Origin of the sequence: Sphingobacterium kitahiroshimense (genome assembly GCF_025961315.1) — a bacterium.
GTDB lineage: Bacteria > Bacteroidota > Bacteroidia > Sphingobacteriales > Sphingobacteriaceae > Sphingobacterium > Sphingobacterium anhuiense.
This window is the reverse complement of the sequence record NZ_JAOQNK010000001.1, coordinates 4,030,912-4,049,689: the sequence shown is the minus strand read 5'-3', so window position 1 is coordinate 4,049,689 and position 18,778 is coordinate 4,030,912. Positions and strand designations below refer to the sequence as shown.

At 39.5% G+C, this 18,778-nt stretch carries 8 protein-coding genes; 2 read left to right on the top strand and 6 right to left on the bottom strand.

The features are described from left to right. Positions 1 to 23 precede the first annotated feature (23 nt). The 4 genes from M2265_RS17770 to M2265_RS17755 all read right to left on the bottom strand — a co-directional run bounded on the left by M2265_RS17770 (position 24) and on the right by M2265_RS17755 (position 6,686). The gene (locus M2265_RS17770) at positions 24 to 1,049 is read right to left on the bottom strand and encodes a DUF5007 domain-containing protein (RefSeq protein WP_132769611.1); all 1,026 of its coding nucleotides are present in this window, start codon (positions 1,047 to 1,049) and stop codon (positions 24 to 26) included. Positions 1,050 to 1,179: 130 nt separating this feature from the next. After that, positions 1,180 to 1,887: a hypothetical protein gene (locus M2265_RS17765; RefSeq protein ID WP_132769613.1), complete on the bottom strand. Its 708-nt coding sequence runs from the start codon at positions 1,885 to 1,887 to the stop codon at positions 1,180 to 1,182. Between the two features lie 28 nt (positions 1,888 to 1,915). Continuing rightward, on the bottom strand, positions 1,916 to 3,538 hold the full coding sequence (locus tag M2265_RS17760; RefSeq protein ID WP_132769615.1) for a RagB/SusD family nutrient uptake outer membrane protein: 1,623 nt from the start codon (positions 3,536 to 3,538) through the stop codon (positions 1,916 to 1,918). Positions 3,539 to 3,548: 10 nt separating this feature from the next. Further along, a complete protein-coding gene (locus M2265_RS17755) occupies positions 3,549 to 6,686 on the bottom strand; it encodes a SusC/RagA family TonB-linked outer membrane protein (RefSeq protein ID WP_132769617.1) in 3,138 nt (1,045 codons plus the stop codon). A gap of 538 nt (positions 6,687 to 7,224) precedes the next feature. Here M2265_RS17755 and M2265_RS17750 point away from each other — a divergent pair. Both M2265_RS17750 and M2265_RS17745 read left to right on the top strand, forming a co-directional pair. Next, on the top strand, positions 7,225 to 10,281 hold the full coding sequence (locus M2265_RS17750) for a SusC/RagA family TonB-linked outer membrane protein (RefSeq protein WP_132769619.1): 3,057 nt from the start codon (positions 7,225 to 7,227) through the stop codon (positions 10,279 to 10,281). A gap of 57 nt (positions 10,282 to 10,338) precedes the next feature. Next, positions 10,339 to 11,982 carry a RagB/SusD family nutrient uptake outer membrane protein gene (locus tag M2265_RS17745; RefSeq protein WP_132769621.1) on the top strand — a complete coding sequence of 548 codons (1,644 nt, stop codon included), beginning with the start codon at positions 10,339 to 10,341 and terminating at the stop codon, positions 11,980 to 11,982. A gap of 79 nt (positions 11,983 to 12,061) precedes the next feature. On the opposite strand, the gene M2265_RS17740 is transcribed toward M2265_RS17745, so the two are convergent. Further along, a complete protein-coding gene (locus M2265_RS17740; RefSeq protein ID WP_132769623.1) occupies positions 12,062 to 15,457 on the bottom strand; it encodes a family 43 glycosylhydrolase in 3,396 nt (1,131 codons plus the stop codon). Between the two features lie 71 nt (positions 15,458 to 15,528). Beyond that, on the bottom strand, positions 15,529 to 18,588 hold the full coding sequence (locus M2265_RS17735; protein ID WP_132769625.1) for a beta-L-arabinofuranosidase domain-containing protein: 3,060 nt from the start codon (positions 18,586 to 18,588) through the stop codon (positions 15,529 to 15,531). Positions 18,589 to 18,778 lie beyond the last annotated feature (190 nt).

Sequence of the window (18,778 nt, the reverse complement as noted above, 5' to 3'; positions counted from 1 at the left end):
GCAATAAATTTTCTAACACTTATTTACAATCCTGTCGTAGGTGGTCCGGACGAGTTAATTGCCGTCACATTTGTAAGCTTTACTTCCACCTCAAATGTTCCTTCCATCAGGATACGAAAACCAAAAACAGGATTGATATTATGGTTAGGATGACCATCCATCGCAGCAAAACGCATTGGAATACGGTAATAAATATTGTAATCCCAATTTGTCTTACCATCATTGAATTTTGTCAGTGGAAAAGGAGCCACTTCATAATCACACAACAATGATGTATTTGTTGCAACTACCGGATTGAAGCGAACATGGGATTCAAACGTTGGACGATCGCCCCGTTTGATCACCTGACCTGCACTTGGATCCCATGCGCGACCATTTTTATCAACAACTTTTAAGATCACACGCGCGCCATCATCGGAAACTTTGGTACAGGTCAATTTGATATTACTATTATAAGCAGGAGTAAAAGTCTCCGAAGCATTTGATCCTGTCATTGCGGCATAAGTCAACTCGAAAACATCCTCCAAAAACGGTTCAATGACATGAATTTCTGCAAATGATTTGTAAACTTTAGTACCCTTACGATTTGTTGCCTGCAAATCAAACGTATAGATCCCTAGAGGTAGATTTGCAGATGCACGGTTAAAACTAATCTGTCCACTGATCGAATTAAACTCCATGGGTGTCACCTGCTTCAACTCCCGCTTAGCTTTTAAAAGCGCAACGGTTGTATCTGTTGCAGCATTAAAAGTCATACCTTCTTTAAAAACTTCAATTTCGTACAATTTGGTAAATTCTGCAGGTGCAGGTTCACCCGTCAGCTTATTGCGTAGATTTAACATTTTAAATTCAAATGGTGGAGTCGATCCATCTGCATTGATCCGATCTGAAAGTGTGAGCGACATCCCTCGCTTACAGTAGATCACACTGTCACGATATCGAATGGTATCACTTAAAAATCCTTCCTCTATTTTTGAACAGGAGGAGAGAACAATACCGATCATTATTCCAAATAGGATCGTGTACGTGGTTATATTATATATTTTCATTAGAATATATTTTGTATCGGAAATGAATCGATTATCAGCACTAATCGCCACAATTTTTTCTAAGATTTTGCTGATAATCGATTCATAAACACGCAATTTTTAATTATTAATCTTGATGAATAGCTCACAATTAGTTAGAAGCCATTTTTTCTTTATTAAAAAATAAACGATGGCCACCGTGCAATACGTGTATGATACCCGTTGTGGTAATAATTCCTGAAGTCTGTACATCTATTCGCTCATCACGCCCTGCTTCCGGTATTGCATTTTGATTTGGTTCCTCCGAATCCAGTGTTCCATTTACCTTTGTGTAATATAAATAATCAACATAATCGACATAAGAACTATAATCTCTAGTTCGCCTCAAGCCCAACTGAAATCGCACACCACTGATAGGTCCAAATAAATTGGTAAAGTATGCACCATTCACATCCAGCTTGTCGCGCTCGACCTTTCCTTTAAACATATATATCTTCAATGAATCCAATCGTTTTGGATCAATATCATCAATAGTAAAAGAAATATTTTCATCGCCAACCTCTGCAATACGCTGTTGTTTTTTAGCGCTTACATATTCCGCAACTCCCCAATTTGTTGTTGCATAGAACGTGATATCACTGTTTACCAGCTCTTTTAAATTTGCACGGTCAATGATCCGTACCAAAGAATCAAATTTTGGATGCGATGCCAGAAAATCATAGGTTGTCATATTCACTTTCGCTTGGTGAATGCCTCCATCGTTGATATAATCATCTTTCGTACATGAGGTCAATAGGTGAAAAAACAACAGGCAAAATAATAGATATGCACAGGTTTTTTTTATTATTTTAGTCATCATTTTAAAATTTAAATTTCTAAATATGTCATTAAATCTTTCCACGCCAGTACTCCGTCTGTACCAAAAGTCTATTCTCACTAAATAAGCGGGGATCTACTGGCCAGAAAAAACCACCCTGTTTAAAGCGAGCCTCTGTCAGCCAAGTGATATGGTCCGAGTAGGTCCGTGTGCGAATCATATCAAAAAATAAATGACCTTCTAAATACAGCTCTTTCCCTCGTTCGATCATATATTCTTTCATCACTTCCGTTGTTGCCAGACCTGGTTTTAATAAGCTTGATGGATCACCTCCAAAACGTGTTCTTGATGCATTGATGATCGTAATGGCACGACTCGGATTATTTTGATAGAGCGCTATTTCCGCCTGCAACAATTTGATATCGCTCAACCGAAACAAAATCAAATTATTACTATTGTAGGGCTCAAGTTGCTGTCCTGGATTTCTAAAAACAATATTGCTGTATTTAATACATACGGGTACATCCGTTGTATAATTGACAAAATTATTTTTGAAGCGTACATCCAATGTATCAAGCCCACGAGATTGTACAGTCTCCCAGACCCATTGCCCTATATCTTGATGCCAGACCCAATCTTCTTTCTCTTCGATCTTGTAAAAATGACTACTTAAATAAGCTGGTTTAGTGAAAAAATCGGCAACAGAGGCATAAGTCGGTATAAAACTATTGTTTAAAAATTTCATACCAATATGTGCGCTTGATCCTTCTAATGTATTTTCACTGACATTTAATTCAAAAATACCCTCGCTCGATCTACCTTTAAACACCTCTCCATATTTCGCAGTATCAGCAAGTGCATACCCGCCCTGCGCAAGCAATGTATTGATGGTGGTATCAGCGCTTTGTACATCGCTCAAAATAGGATTGTTAGATGCAAGATCGGTTGTCGTCGCCCTCCATAAATATAAATGTGCAAGCAAAGCATAGGCCGACCCTCTATTTGCGGTAACAGCACGTTCCGCAACTGTTTTATAACCCCAGCTCAAAGATTTAATAGCTTGATGACAATCTTCCTCAATATGCTTCATCACTTCAATGCGGGAGGTACGTCCCAGATGGGGCGCACTGATGGGATCATCATATGCCTCCGTCACTAAGGGCACATCGCCCCAAATTTTGGTCAACATGAAATAAGAAAAAGCACGTATAAAATAAGCTTGTCCCATAATTTTTTTTCGAAAAGCTTCTGGATCTGCCTGCTCTAAAATTAAAATATCATTCGATACCAAAGGCATCTCTTTGAGAATGATATTGGACATCGCTATCGTTTTATAAAATACAGTCCAATTACCATAAGACTGAGCAAAATAATTACTTGTCCAATTTCCTCGCCCAATTTCTGGGTGACTGTAACTATCCCGAGTGATACCGATGTAAATATCCGGAGTCATATCACCATAGATATAATACCGGTTTCCAACTCCATAAAAACCATCCATCAAGGCATTTCTCAGCAGCGCATAATTACCCGCAATAGCACTTTCTCCTGCTTTTGGATCTTTCCAGTAGACTTCCTTATAGGTGGAATTTCGAGGTTCCTCTTCCAAAAACTTATTGCACGACGTGGAGCTCAAGCCGATAGCTACAAGAAGTGCCCATTTCCAATAATTGATTATAAATAATGTTTTCATGACGCTCTGATTAAAATTGTAACTCTACACCAAACGTGAATTTTCTAGGGATCGGGTAACCATTACCCTCATATTCACCATAATAATTTACAGCCTCGGCATCCGGTAATCTTTTCGAACGCTGGAACATCATTAAATTATCGACGATACCATACATCCGGATACTTTTCATTCCCCATCCCGATACTAAACGATTAGGCAGACTGTACGAAAGACTCACACTTTTCACTCTGAAATAATCACCTTTATCCATGAAAAATGTTTGACCAGCAACGGTATAATAACGCCAAGACCCTAAAGGATAAGCCGGGTAATCTGCACGATCGCCTGGTTGGCGCCAGATATTGATCTTACTAAAATCTGGTGTCGCATACTGCGCAAAACCACTGGTTGAATTGGTTGCTGCACCATTCTCAAACAGATCCGATTGATACAGATTGAGCACATCCCTATCGAATAAAAAGGTAAAGAGCACACCAACATTAAAATTCTTCCAGGTCACATTATTTGTCCAACCACCCGTGAATTTGGGATTTGGATCGCCGAGCGGAAGTTTGTCCGGGTTTATACCATCATTAAAAGGATCGGTCATATAGTCTCCATCCACATCTCTAATCCACATATCACCCGGAGCATAGGGGCTTCCTCCAGCATTATAACGGTCACCCGTAAGTGGATTGATTGGAATATCATTAAGTGTCGAATAGATTCCTAAAGTTTGGTACAGGTAAAATGTGTTGATCGGACTACCAACCGAAAGAATATGCGTTTTATCAAATCGAGAACCCGATACCACTAGATCCCTGCCCGAATTAGGGAGATTCATAATTTTATTTCTCACATACGAAACATTCAATCTACTAAACCACTGAACAGGACTAGTTCTTGGAAGCGGATTGGCCATTAAGACCACCTCGGCTCCGTAATTGCGTACACCAACCGAATTGGTTAATGCCCGGTCATAGCCAGTAGTCACGGGTAGTGCCACATCAAATAATGATTGTTTATTTTCCTTATTAAAAACGTCCAATGCAAAAGAAAAACGACCATTGGAAATTTCACCGTCCAAACCTATATTCCATTGCACAGAGCGCTCCCAGCTGATATTAGGTTGTGCTACTCCATCGACCAAATTGGGGGTTATGGCTGTAACTCCATTATAAGAAGTTGCATTATTATTCCCCCAAAAATTTCCAGCATTGACGCGATAAAGATTATACTGTAGATAATTATTTCCGGGCAATCCACCTGTTGTACCTAAACTAGCACGGAGTTTTAACATTGAAAATGGTGACTCTTCATCTTTCATAAAAGATTCTTCCGAAACGAGCCATGCTACCGAAGCAGAAGGAAAGTATCCCCACTTATTGCCCATCCCAAATCGAGATGATCCATCACCACGTATACTGGCCGATAGTAAATAGCGGGAATCATAGTCATACGCTAACCGCGAATAAAAAGAAGCCATACTATAAGCTTGATAATCAGAAGAAGCCGTTAAATAACGTTGCTGAAAACCTTGTATGACTTTAATTTGGTCTGAAGCTCCATTCGAAGCACCTGCACCTACTGAGCGGTATTGATTATATTCCAGATCACTTCCCAAGATCATACTCAGGCTATGTTTATTAAACTCTTTATTATAACTAAAATAATTAGACGCCAATACATTGACTTGGTTGTCAGAAAATACATCTTGTCTATTTCCTGTAAAATTGGCCACAGAAGATGGAGTACTTACATCACGTCTACTATTAGAGTAGATATAAGAAGTTTGGGATGTAAATTTCAACGCCTTTGAAAAATCATACCCTAGATTTAGGTTAAATGTAAATTGATTACCTGTATTGACATCCGAATCATCATTATACATCCCCAAAAGATAATTTTTTCGCGTCTCACTAAGGTTAAAATAAGATGCAGGCGTATATCTAGCTGTCACACCAACTCCGCCACCCCCAGCTCGGGTACGCTCTGTCCGCGAATAAGCAACAATAGGATTAATCATCAAACGTTCATTCAGAGCTTTTGACATTAAATTCAAACGTGTGGAATAACGCTTAAATCCCGTAGCTTTGACAATCCCCTTCTCGTCATATAATCCAGCACTGAAACGATAATTAGATCCTCCGGCTCCGCCACCACTCAAACTCAGATCAGCATTATTCACCATTCCCTTACGATAATACATATCTTGCCAATCGGTGGCACCGTTAAAAGCTGGATTTAAACTATCTGTAAGCAAGAAAGATATGTTTCGATTATCAATCTCAGGTCGATATTGCTGTAATTCTTGCAAAATGCGCATTTTTTGCCGTCTCTCTTCCGCTCCTATCGCAACATCTCGCAACTCTGGTCGTTGTGTCAATCCTGAATATGCAGAAACCATCACCTGTGGCTCACGACTAACACCTTTTTTAGTCGTGATCAAGATTACACCACTGGATGCCCTTGACCCATAGATTGCTGCAGCTGAGGCATCTTTCAGTACATCAATACTTTCAATATCTTGTGGATTTATTCCAGCGATAAAATTTGTACCTGTTCCCGTAACTGGAGAAGTATATTGTTGCGGCGGTTGAGGTACTCCATCAACGACATACAATGGCGCATTTCCGACACTAAATTCGTCATACTCTCTATTCAGACTGGTATTTCCACGCACTTGAACAGTGGGAGATGCCCCTGGTTCTCCGGTGAAATTCTGCACATTGACACCAGATAAACGTCCCTGAAGTAATTGGTCAAAACTTGCGGCTGGCAGATTAGCCAATTCTTTTCCTGAGATACTAGAAATTGCGGCAGTAGATTTCTTTCGGGAGACTTTCTGATAACCGATCACTACGGTTTCATCTAAAGTGGAAAATGTCGTATTCAATTCAAAATTGAGTGGAGATTCCGATCCGACTTTTAGCCTCTTGGATTCATATCCAAGCAAGCTCGCCTCGATAACGTCTCCTGGTTTTGCTACCATCGTAAACTCCCCTTTGTTATTCGTTTGAGCACTTATCTGCGTAGACAAATTTCTCAGAGTAGCCCCTACCATTACACTTCCCGAAACATCACGAACTACACCGGTTATCTGTTGCGCAAATAAATCAAATGAAAGGAGAACTACGAGGACTATTAAAAGACCTGCATTTTTCATAAGTGATTAATTTGGTTAATTGATATTAGTTGTTAATTGATATTCGAAGGTAAAGTAGAATCAGATTCAAATTCAACCCGAATTTAACCAATCGCACTCTGATTGTGACCAAAAGTTTAGATTTCACTCAAATTTTAAAGTTAAACTCTACATGGAAATATAATATATTTCCATTTTTACAGCTCATATAATCAAAAACATGTCAAAGGCAACACCAATACTTATATAACGTCAATATACAAGCACAATACAGTGAAATCGCAAAAAATTGAATAACATAAACATATTTTGAAAGCCTAAATATATCCTATTCAGGACAATTTTAAACTTATCCAATTTATTGAAGGAGAATAATAGCTAAAACCGTTTCGAAATATCAAAATCCGAGTACGTCTTGTTAAAATATGCTCCAATAATACTATAGCAAGAGATTATTTTTGTGTAAACAAACCGTTACAAACAGATTATCACTCCCTTAAATGATCAAAACCACAATCATTTAATACTGAAATCAAAATTATCACCAAAAAAAAATATTATGAAATTTCTAAAAGTATGGCTCAGTTGCTGTCTTGTGTTATTGGGTCTGGCAGGGACTGCACAACAAAACAAAACCCTTAATGCTATTGTCCTTACGGATAACGGAAGTCCAATAGCGGGAGCTTCTATTCTGTTAAAAAAAACGGGGAAAGGTACCTCGACTAATCAAGACGGTAAATTTACCATTAGCTATAGCGCAAGTGATACTTTGATAGTTTCAAGTCTTAATTATACTTCAAAACAAGTGCACCTACATGGGCAAACCAATTTGCAGATCACTTTACAAGAAAAATCTCAACAAGTGGATGAAGTTGTTGTCGTTGGTTATGGTACACAGCGAAAAGCTACACTAACGGGCTCAGTCACACAGATTAATGCTGACGAAATTAACGAGAGTAAATCTCCTAATATTGCCAATTCATTGGCAGGACGTATGCCTGGACTTGTGGTCAATAACCGTAGTGGTGAACCAGGTGCTGATGGATCTTCTATTCTAATAAGAGGATCAGGTACTACCGGAAATAATGCTCCTCTAATCGTGATCGACGGAGTGGCCAACAGAGGCGGCTTTGAACGATTAAATCCAACAGATATAGAAAGTATCACGGTTTTAAAAGATGCTTCGGCTGCTATATACGGAGCGCAAGCGGCTAATGGTGTCATTCTTGTCACGACAAAAAGAGGAAGTACAGGAAAACCTACCATAAATTACGCTGGGTCTTTTGGTCTTTCTGAACCAACACGTGTCCCTAAATTGGTCAATTCCTACGATTATGCCTTATTTAGAAATGAAAAAGATATCCGTCAAGGTCAGGGGAATGTGACTTATACACCGGAACAAATTCAAAAATTCAAAGACCAATCCGATCCCATCAGTTATCCAAATACGGATTGGTATAGCGAAGTGCTAAAACCATTGACTCCGCAAACCCAACATTCACTTTCCATTTCGGGAGGGTCAGAAAAAATAAAATATTTCGTATCGGGAGCATACCTCTATCAAGATGCATTTTATAAGAAAAGTGCAACAAATTATAATCAGTACAATCTGCGTTCTAATATTGACGCACAGATCACCGACAATTTCAAATTAGGTTTAGATATCGTTGGCCGAAAAGAAGATCGCAATAATCCACCCACTGGAGCGGATGGAATTTTCCTATCCATATTAGGGTCCTATCCTGGATTAGCACCATTTTATCCCAACGGACTTCCTGTTGCAGGTATCGAAGGCCCTAATCCATTACAAATGGCACAAGGATACAATGGATACTTAAGAAAAAGAAATAATAGCATACAGACGACAATCAACGGAGAGCTTAAGCTTCCTTATGTTACCAAAGGTCTTTCGTTACTGGGGTTTGCTGCATTTGACTTTACATTTTACAATGAAAAATCATTTACCAAACCTTTTGACCTATACCGATACAACAGCACAACAGACACGTACAATAATGTAAGAAGCTTGTTATTGGGCGATCCTAGTATATCACAAAGTTATGGCGATAGTAATTTAAAAACCTTTCACCTACGACTCAATTATAACCGTCAATTTGGTCAGCATGACGTAAGTGCATTTGTGGCTGCTGAACAAAGTGATTACTACAATGAGGGTATTTTTGCTAACAGACAAGGCTTAGTGAGTAGTCAAATCGATCAACTTTTTGCTTTTTTCTATGATGTGACCAGACAAAGCAATGGAAGCACCGCCGATCAAAATGCACGACGCAATTACTTCGGTCGCCTCAATTATGCTTACGCAAATAAATACCTAGCAGAGCTTGTCTTCCGCCGTGATGGATCTTTTAATTTTCCTCCAGGAAGACAATATGGTAATTTCCCAGGCCTTTCCGTAGGATGGCGTTTAAGTGAAGAAAAATTCATCAAAGACAATTTCTCTTTTGTCAATGAACTCAAATTGAGAGCATCCATAAGCCGTTTAGGAAATGACCGCATCAATCAATACCAATTTTTAACCCGCTATACGGTAGCACAGGATCACAACCGCTATTATCTCGGTGATGGTGAAAATCCAGGATATGCACCAGGACTTATGCCTGGCGTAGCTCCTAATCCAAATATTACGTGGGAAGTGGAGGAAATGAAAAATGTGGCATTGGAAGGTTCTTTATTCAATAATAAACTTGATTTCTCTGCAGAATACTTTTGGGCAAAAAGAGATCACTTACTGGCTAAAAGAAATGTATCTGTACCTCATACCACAGGACTTCAATTACCTGATGAAAATATCGGACGGGTAGACCGAAAAGGAATCGAACTTACCTTAGGAACAAAAGGATCGATTCAAGATTTCAAATATTTTGTTAACGCAAACATGACGCGTACTTGGAGTAAAATCGTTTTTATCGATGAATCACCAAATGTATTAGAATGGCAAAAACAACAGGGATATCAATTGGGATCTTGGTTGGTATACCGTACAGACGGTTTATTTCGTACGCAGGAAGAACTCGATAATACCACCGCCAAACTCCCAGGAAGCCAAGTTGGAGACATCCGATACCTGGATATCAACAATGATGGTGTCATCAATGCGAATGATCAGGAACGAATCTACGAGTCCCCTACACCATTATTGGTTTATGGATTACGGATGGGCGGAAGCTATAAAAACCTAAGCTTTAGCATGCTATGGCAAGGACAGGCCAAAGCCAAGCAGATCATCCTGCCTCAAGCCAACAATGGCGAGTTTATCCCGCCTCAATGGTTATACGAAGATCGTTGGACACCCGAAAATCCCAATGCGAAATATCCGGGAGCTTTTGATCGGACATATAATATCAATAACAGAGCTTCCGATTTTTGGTTACAGGACATGTCCTTTTTCAAACTTAAAACAGTAGAAGTTGGCTATACCTTTTCAGGAGAAAAGCTGGAGAAATCTGGCATTAAAAATCTTCGCTTATACCTCAATGGTTTTAACATGTTTAGTTTTGATAAGGTGAAGCACTATGACCCAGAAACAGTTTCTTACACCGGTGCTTATTATCCACAAACAAGAATTTATACCGTCGGTGTCAATCTGAGCTTTTAGGCCAGTATTATGATCACTTAAAAACAGCACAATTCTTTAAAAATAGAGCTTTATATTATGAAAAAAATATTTCCACTTCTTATACTTGCTGGGCTAGCATTTACGCAGGTTTCTTGCGAAAAAGATTTCCTAGATAAAAAACCGTTAGACTCCTACTCCGACGCGGATGTATGGCAAGATTTGAATCTTGTCGAAGCTTATGTTAATAGTCGCTATACCTTATTACCATTTCTAGAGGCACAGGGCGTACAAAAAGCATACTTTATGTCGGGAGCATCGGATGAAGGTAATTCAAAACATTCCTATGGCAATGAACGTGCACTGGAGCTCGGACAAATGGATCCTGATAACCCAGTGTACAGTTTTTGGCAACAAAACTATCAGGAAATTAGAAATCTGAATATTTTTTTAAGCCGTATCGCGGCTGTTCCTGCAGAAGGATCAGCTGCTGAGGCACAGAAAAACCGCTTAATAGGAGAGGTACATTTCTTACGCGCATATGCTTATTTTGACTTAGCAAGACATTATGGCGGCGTACCCCTTATCGAAAAAGTATATGGCCTCAATGAAGAGTCTTTTGAGGTCAAAAGAAATACGTTTGATGAATGCGTCACCTTTATCTTGACCGATATTGAAAAAGCAATTGCCTTACTTCCGGCAACCTATAAGGAGGAAACCAAAAGTATTGGCAGGGCCACTTCAACTGCGGCCTATGCATTGAAAGCTAGAACACTCTTATATGCAGCAAGCCCATTACACAATACCAGTAATGACAAAGGAAAATGGACTACGGCTTCAATAGCGACAAAAGAAGCAATCGATTTTGCCGAAAACAATGGATTTGCATTATATCAGAACAGCGACTACAAAAAGGTTTTTACAGACAAAAGAAATAGCGAAGTGCTATTTGATTACAACTTTAGCAATGTCCCAGGTGCAGGTTTAGATATTGTCTGCCAACCCAACAGCTATGGCGGATGGAGTGTTTATACCCCATCTCAAACCATGGTAAATGCATTTGAATTAACAAACGGGAAATTACCTGAAGATCCGACTTCTGGATACGACAGTCAGAATCCTTATGTAAACCGTGACCCTAGATTCTATGCCAACATCCTTTATAATGGCGCTTCTTTTCGAGGGACCGCCGTTGAAATATTTGCTGGAGGAAAAGACAGCCAACAAGGCGATCAAGGTTGGAATGCTACGGAAACTGGATACCACTGGCGAAAGTATATGAGTGAAACGATCCGATTTGGATCTGAGGGCAGTAATCAAAACTGGATTATCTTTAGATTAGCTGAACTATACCTTAATTATGCGGAAACATTACAAGAATTAGGACAAGATGATTTGGCAAGACAATACATCAATAAAATAAGAAATCGTCAAAGCGTCAAAATGCCCAATCTCACAGAATCTGGAGAAGCCTTAAAAAAACGTATACGAGGTGAAAGACAGGTAGAACTTTGTTTTGAAAGCCATCGAATATATGATGTACGAAGATGGAAGATCGCCATGGAAACTGAAAATAAACCGTTGATGGGTGTGAACGTGGTTAAAAATAATGACGGTAGTTTTACCTACACGCCAAAACTAGTCCGCAACAGAGTGTTTAAAGAAGCTTATTATTTATTCCCAATCTCTAGAGCTGAGACTAATAGAAATCCATTATTAATACAAAACCAAGGATATAATTAATCTTTATTGGATGATAATCAAATAAAAAAAGCCGTGATCTCAATTGATCACGGCTTTTTTACTGCATCATTTTTAGCTATTACTGCCAAATCTTAACATGTTCAAATAAACCATATCCTTCTTGATTGTTGGTTGCAATCTGATATAGTCCTACGCGTAGTTTTTGTCCTTTCCAATCTGAACGCAGAAATGGGGTATTGGGAAGATCAATCCAGGTAATACCATCCTGAGAACTGCGAAGAAAGAAATAATCATCTATTTTTTGTATTTGGATATAAGGAAAAAATTGTAACCCTGTCCCATTATTTCCTTCTTGATGAGTTTGATAGCCTATACTTCGCGCTAAATTACCCAAATTCCAGCCCGTTAATACCGTATTATTGATATAAGAATTAAATTGTTCGCCTGCCTGTATCATGATACCAGCTTCACTGGAAGTGCGGCTTTTTTCGGCTAGTCCAGCGACATCTTTTACATGAACTTGAATGGTGAAATCTCCTTCCAATTCTCTATATACAAATGGAGGTAATAGTTTTGCATCGCCCCATTTAGTATGCTTAGAGCCTAACGTCCATTGTCCGTCAACTCCACTGATGCGAACTTGTGTACTATCTGGATAAGTACCGACTTGACAACCATCCCAATAGGGAATTTCTTTTTGTCCCAAATCAAATGTTTGGGTAACAGATGGAGCAATCAACAGCGGTTTGGACTTCGGGATATCAACCACTAATGCTTTACTCACATTTCCGAACTCATCTTTTGCAAAAATTGAAATAGTCTTGCCCACATGTGCGCGATCGAATAAATGATAAGGTTCTTGAATCCAACCCGTATCGTATTGACCTGTAGAAAATAGATACAACAAGTCAGACCGATCTCCATGGATCTGTACAAATATATTGTTATCATTGATCCAATACGGATTAACCGCAGTAACCGGTACATAATTATTCAGATCAGCGGCACTTTTAGCTTTCCATGTCTGATAGTTTTCGTGCATCTGATCTAACGAAAATTTTTCAGGATAAGCATTGAAAAAATGAACAGCATGTTTCAATTCAAATTGATCATTTTTTATGCGCAACAGTCTATTCATCTGTTTCACCTGATCTTGTTTTCCATTTTTATAAAATAACGTTTTTCCCTGATCGCATATTGCCAAACCGTGATTCCAAGCTTGACCATCAAACCAGTCAAAAGCTAAGGTATAGGATGGTTGAACAATAATACTAGACAATGCAGAATCTTTCAATTCACCCATTTTAAGGGCAGTACGATTGCCTTGTAAGAGCACTTCTCCATAAACTACAATGTCATGATGTTGACTGGATCCCTGATTTCTTACTTTGTTGATTTTACCGATAGCAAGATCATCTGTCTGTATTGCGAAAAACATATTTTCAGCATGATAAAAAGTCTCCTTTTCCTTTATTAATGTAGCAGAGAGATCCACATTAGCTACCTTAAAATCTGCCAGATAACCTGAAAAATGCTGATCCAAAAGATCCGATGCGCCTACCACAAAATAATCTGCAGGATTAACAAATAACATTCTGTTTTCTTCTCGTTGCAACTGTCCGTCCACATAAATACGTTCCATATAACCATCAAATGAAATTATGATATGGTGCCAATGATCTGCTAGCGGTAGCGTCTTAAAACCCATATCAGGCCAGGCACCATGGATAACAGCTCCGCGCTGCGCATCTGTTCCATAACCGAATATTGCTTTGCTAATATCTTGATTGCCTTTAGACCACGCTACGACGTTTTCAAATCGATCTATGTTAGGATTGTTTATCCACATAGATACGGTGTAAGGACTATTACCGGCTAGCGATTGAGGAACTGTAAATGTCGAACGAAGTGAAGCTGAACCATTTAAGAAAAAGGCTTTCTTCCCTTGGTAATTCTTGACATAAACGGGTTTTTCACTATCTAAACTTCCTTTTAACAAGCCCTTGTTTTGGATCGTTGTGATGCGCTCACCTTCACGATAATCCAACGCATCTAAATGGATTAAAGAACCAAAAGTCTTCTCATTAGGAGCCATATTTTGCGGGGCTGACCATACCGTTTCTTCCATGAGAGGCTTATCATAAACTTTAATATTCCATACTCCACGAGGCAAACCCGCTAATTGTGTATTCAATATATGGAGACGGACATATCGTGCCGCTACATTTCCATGCGACAATACTGGACTTGCCCAACGGTTATTGTTAGACTGATCATCATACGGTGTCCAATTTTTAGCATCTGTTGAAGTTTCTATCCGGTATTGGTAAGCATAAGTAGGATATTCAAATTGAATGGCAACAGTCTGTACATCTGTTATTTTTTCCAGGTCGATCATGAGCCAGGCGGGTTGATGATTGTCTTTTGCTCTCCATAAAGTTCCGTTATTGTCATCAACCAAAAAGGACGCCCTAAAATCTTCATTATAAAAAGAAGAGACCACCACAGGCTTTCCAAACGCTCGATCCTCCGGATAAGATTTTTGTTTGATGAGATCAGCAATTCCTTCATGCGTAGGAACGACTTTTTGTATATCCCCCTCAGGTGTAAAAAAAAGCTCATCTACTGCAATTTGCCTATGAAAACCACCACCTGAATGCGGATTGTTATGCCTGTGATACACGATGTAATATCGACCTCCTTCTTCCAGCACACTATGGTGCCCAGGACCATGTATTGTACCATCATCATTTGTTACCAATATGGGATTATCGGCCGGATATTCAAATGGTCCCATCGGTCCTACCGTACTTTTTACATATTGGACGCGGTAAGTATGATCTTCGCAATGACCAGATGAATACATCATATAATATATACCATTGCGTTCAAACATAAATGGAGCTTCAAAAAAATCTTTTGCCACTGTGTTGGGGATCAACTCAATTTTTTCAAAGCTCTTCATGTCTTGCCCCATTAATCCTACAGCGCAGCCATGGTCTGGATAAATACCCCAAGTACCCCAATACATATAAATTTTTCCGTCCCGATCCGTAAATGTTTGACCATCCAAGGTAATCACTCCAGGAATCATATAATTGGGTATAATAGATTTACCGTTATCAACCAAAGATGTCCAAGGCCCAACAGGTGTATCTGATACCGCACCGAATATCTCAACAGGCTGACTATAATACAGATAATACCTTCCGTCATATCCTTTTGTCATATCGGGAGCCCAATACCAATGCGTATTAGGCCAGTTCATGGGTTGTATAGTCCAATTCTTAAAATCTGTGGAGGTCCATGCCTGCGATGGACCAGCCCCCCACCCATTCCCATCAGTTGTAGCGTAAATATAGTAGGTGTCGCCTATTTTTTTGATTGTAGGATCAGCAAAATACCCTGGCAATAATGGGTTCATAGCATGAGGTGCTTCATACTTTTTTAATGACTGAGCAGATCCAGCTCCCATGATAAGGGAGAAAAAAGCTGAAAACAAAATTTTTTTCATAGTCTGTATGTATAATAAAGGGGTACATCGTCAAGCAAAGTACCCCTCAGATTTTTTAGCATAATTTGCACTTATTTCAACGTAACATCCAAATAAACAGAGTGTCGTCCGTAGGTATCATAGAATGGTTTAAAATCAACTCCATCAATCTTGAACGCTAAACGCTGCGGATCTCCCGTTATTGATTTGCTGATATCCTTTGCATCCAAAGACACTTTACGCCAATCTTTTCTCGCTTCCGGTTCTTGAGCCGCCAACAAAATAGGTCCATAAAATAAACTGGCAATATTCTGTTGATCCATGACCGGATCTAAATAAAATTGGAAAGGCATTTTCAGCGTAATGCGATCACCATTCTTCCAATGGCGACTCAATTTCAAGTAAGAACCTGGCTTTGCCTGTACTTTTTGATCTTTACCGTTAATAGTCACATAAAATCCTTTGGTTGCCCAGCTCGGCACACGGATATGAAGATCAAATTTACCATTTCCATTTATGGTCAGCTCGGTCTCGTCTTGTTTTGGAAAGCTGGTCTTCTGTTCCACAGTCACCTTACGTTCAGTCCAGTCCAAAGTAGAAGGAATAAATAGATTGACATATAAAGCTTGATCATCCTTGCTTTTAAAATAAATACTATTCTGCAATTTGGTACTACTTTCTATTGCGGTACCATTACAACACGTAAAGCCTGTCATATTGGGGTTTCCAAATTGCTTTATTGCTCCTGGTCTCAGTGGCACATGGTACGTATTCGCTGGAGTATTTTCAGCAACAGAAGCTAAAATATGGTTATACAATCCACGTTCATAGTAATCCATATATTCAGCACGTTGATCAAAAAGAAACAGGTTGCTCGTTAATTTAAGCATATTATAAGTCGCACAAGTTTCATTCTGTCCACCTTCAGAAAAACCATTTTCATATAACGTCGCCGGTTCTGCTGTAAAAACTTCAGCATTAGCCGGATTGCGTGCACCCGCAACCCCACCTATGCTGTACATGTAGTCATTGACAGCTTTATACCAGAAATTGTCTGCTACGCGGTAGTATTCAGGTAGGTTTGAAACTTGGTATAGCTCGATACTCCCCACAATTTGTGGAATATGTTGATTGGCATGCAACCCCCGAAAAGTATCGACATTCTTCGCCAATCCATGTGCATGCTGCGCATTGCCAAAGAACATATCGATATTGTCAAACAATTGAGCAGTTTTCAAATAGTGTTCCTTATTGGTGATGCGGTAGAGATGCGCCATTGTCTCATTCATTCCTCCAAATTCACCTGCAATGTAAGTATTCCATACCTTTATCAGGGTCTCCTTAGGCAATTGACTAAGACGCGCATGCACCCAGTCTGCCATTCCTGTTGCCACTTGAAGCGCCTTTTCATTGCCGCTTACCTCATAAATATCAATTAAGCCGGCCAAAATTTTATGTAAGGTATAATAGGGAGCCCAAACTTGCGTTTTCTGTCCCCCATATTTCGCACCCTTTTCCAACATAATAAATTGATCGGGTGGATAGGCGCTAATATAACCTACACCCCAATTCCAATAATCCGTACGGATACCTTCTTGACTCAGATCAGAGTCATAGGTTGATTTGCCTGGACCGTAAGGTACAGCAGTCGGATCAGCTATAGCCACGGCATCTGCTTGTTGTGGTTTGCCCGACAATTGTGCCAGTTCGTATAGGTTATTGACCATATACGTCATTTTCTCTGCAAAGTTAGCGTGCAAAGTTTTATCATATCCAGTACTCGCATAGGCCTGTGCAATCGCAGTCAAATAATGACCCGTAGCATGGCCTCTGAGTTTGGTATCCTGACTATCCCAGACCCCTAAAGGTTTAGCACCTTCAGGCTGTCGTTTCCCAAATGCATCACGAAACATATAGAGAAAAGAGTTGGGATCAGTCGTCGCTAATGTGTTGATAAATTTATCCCGATTTTCAATGAATTTCGTTTCTTGATTTTGCGCATCAGCTTGCAAGGAAACCTGATTAAGATCAAAAACTTCCAGCTTTAAGCTTGGTGCAGCATTGGTCTTGCTTGACTTTACAGTCACGATTGCTTTAGGTTGTAAATCTGTTCCCGGAACTCGTCCTGTAATGGTATAACGTCCAGCTTCCAAGACGGTACTGTTATCATTTGGCGAAGGCCACAATACCCGTACTTTAGGACCAACCATCTCCTCTTTATATGTTCCCTGTATATAACTTGGTAAACGTGGTAAATCTCCTAATGCGGTTTCCACCTGTATATCTGGCACAGCAACTAAGTAAGCATTATAGAGTTGTGCTTGGGTCAATGGAAACTCCGGTAGGTTATCCTCCACTTTCGTCACATTTACGTCGCGATTACTTACTCCACGTTGTGAATTGGTATAAATTCCAGTAAGCTGATTTTTACTCAGCGGAACACGATAGATCCGAAAATCATGCAACATGCCATCCAATGACGGAGATCCTGTCAAAAATGATTTTCCGATATACAATTTGTTCTTATCTCCAGAAGATCCAAAAACTTCGGTCAACTCACGCGGTATCTGCTTAGATTCCCCAACAAGCACAGCATCCACATAAGTCTTCATCGTTTTAGCCGGAATATCCACCACGATCGTCAGGTAAACCCACTTGTTCAATACTAATGCTGGAGAAACCGCTCCTTTTTGATTATTTTTCCCTGCTGTTATTAAACTTTGGAAACCATCTTGAATGGTCGTGCCAAAAGGAGCTGCAAAGAAATGTTTATGCACATCCTTTCCAAAGTCAAAAAAGACTTGATTTTTTTTATCCGAACGCAAATAAACCCAACCTGAGATACTTAACGACTCCATATCGGTCAATGCATCAGCAGGGATCTGTATAAAATCATTACTTTCTCCCGTCAACGACAATACTTTTCCAAACCGCTTATCGTTGATAAATGCAGCATTCCGTCCAGCTGTGGCATGCAGATTATTTCGAGACCAATCTTTCAAATCTCCATTAAATACATATCGTGCGATCATTCCAGTTTCGCCGATTCCATCCAATATCTGATCCCCATTTTGAGCCTGCACTGGGCTGAACCCTTTCGTTAGGATCGTAGCAACGAGGATAACACGTAAAAAAAAAGTGTAACTTTTCATGTCTAAATCATTCCTTTATGAGCTCGCAAGCTCGGTTTAAAGTTATAAAGGCGATGAAGCCTTCAAATTATTTCCTGAGCTCACAAGCTCAATTTTCATTCTGTCTATGTTCAACAACATGCAAGCAACCGTTAAATCTATCTATAATCACAAAAATTAATTTTTCGATCTTATCTATGTGCATGCCTGT

Coding starts and splice junctions, on each gene's coding strand:
- M2265_RS17770 (WP_132769611.1), bottom strand. CDS start 1,049: ATGAAAATATATAATATAACCACGTACACGATCCTATTTGGAATAATG.
- M2265_RS17765 (WP_132769613.1), bottom strand. CDS start 1,887: ATGATGACTAAAATAATAAAAAAAACCTGTGCATATCTATTATTTTGC.
- M2265_RS17760 (WP_132769615.1), bottom strand. CDS start 3,538: ATGAAAACATTATTTATAATCAATTATTGGAAATGGGCACTTCTTGTA.
- M2265_RS17755 (WP_132769617.1), bottom strand. CDS start 6,686: ATGAAAAATGCAGGTCTTTTAATAGTCCTCGTAGTTCTCCTTTCATTT.
- M2265_RS17750 (WP_132769619.1), top strand. CDS start 7,225: ATGAAATTTCTAAAAGTATGGCTCAGTTGCTGTCTTGTGTTATTGGGT.
- M2265_RS17745 (WP_132769621.1), top strand. CDS start 10,339: ATGAAAAAAATATTTCCACTTCTTATACTTGCTGGGCTAGCATTTACG.
- M2265_RS17740 (WP_132769623.1), bottom strand. CDS start 15,457: ATGAAAAAAATTTTGTTTTCAGCTTTTTTCTCCCTTATCATGGGAGCT.
- M2265_RS17735 (WP_132769625.1), bottom strand. CDS start 18,588: ATGAAAAGTTACACTTTTTTTTTACGTGTTATCCTCGTTGCTACGATC.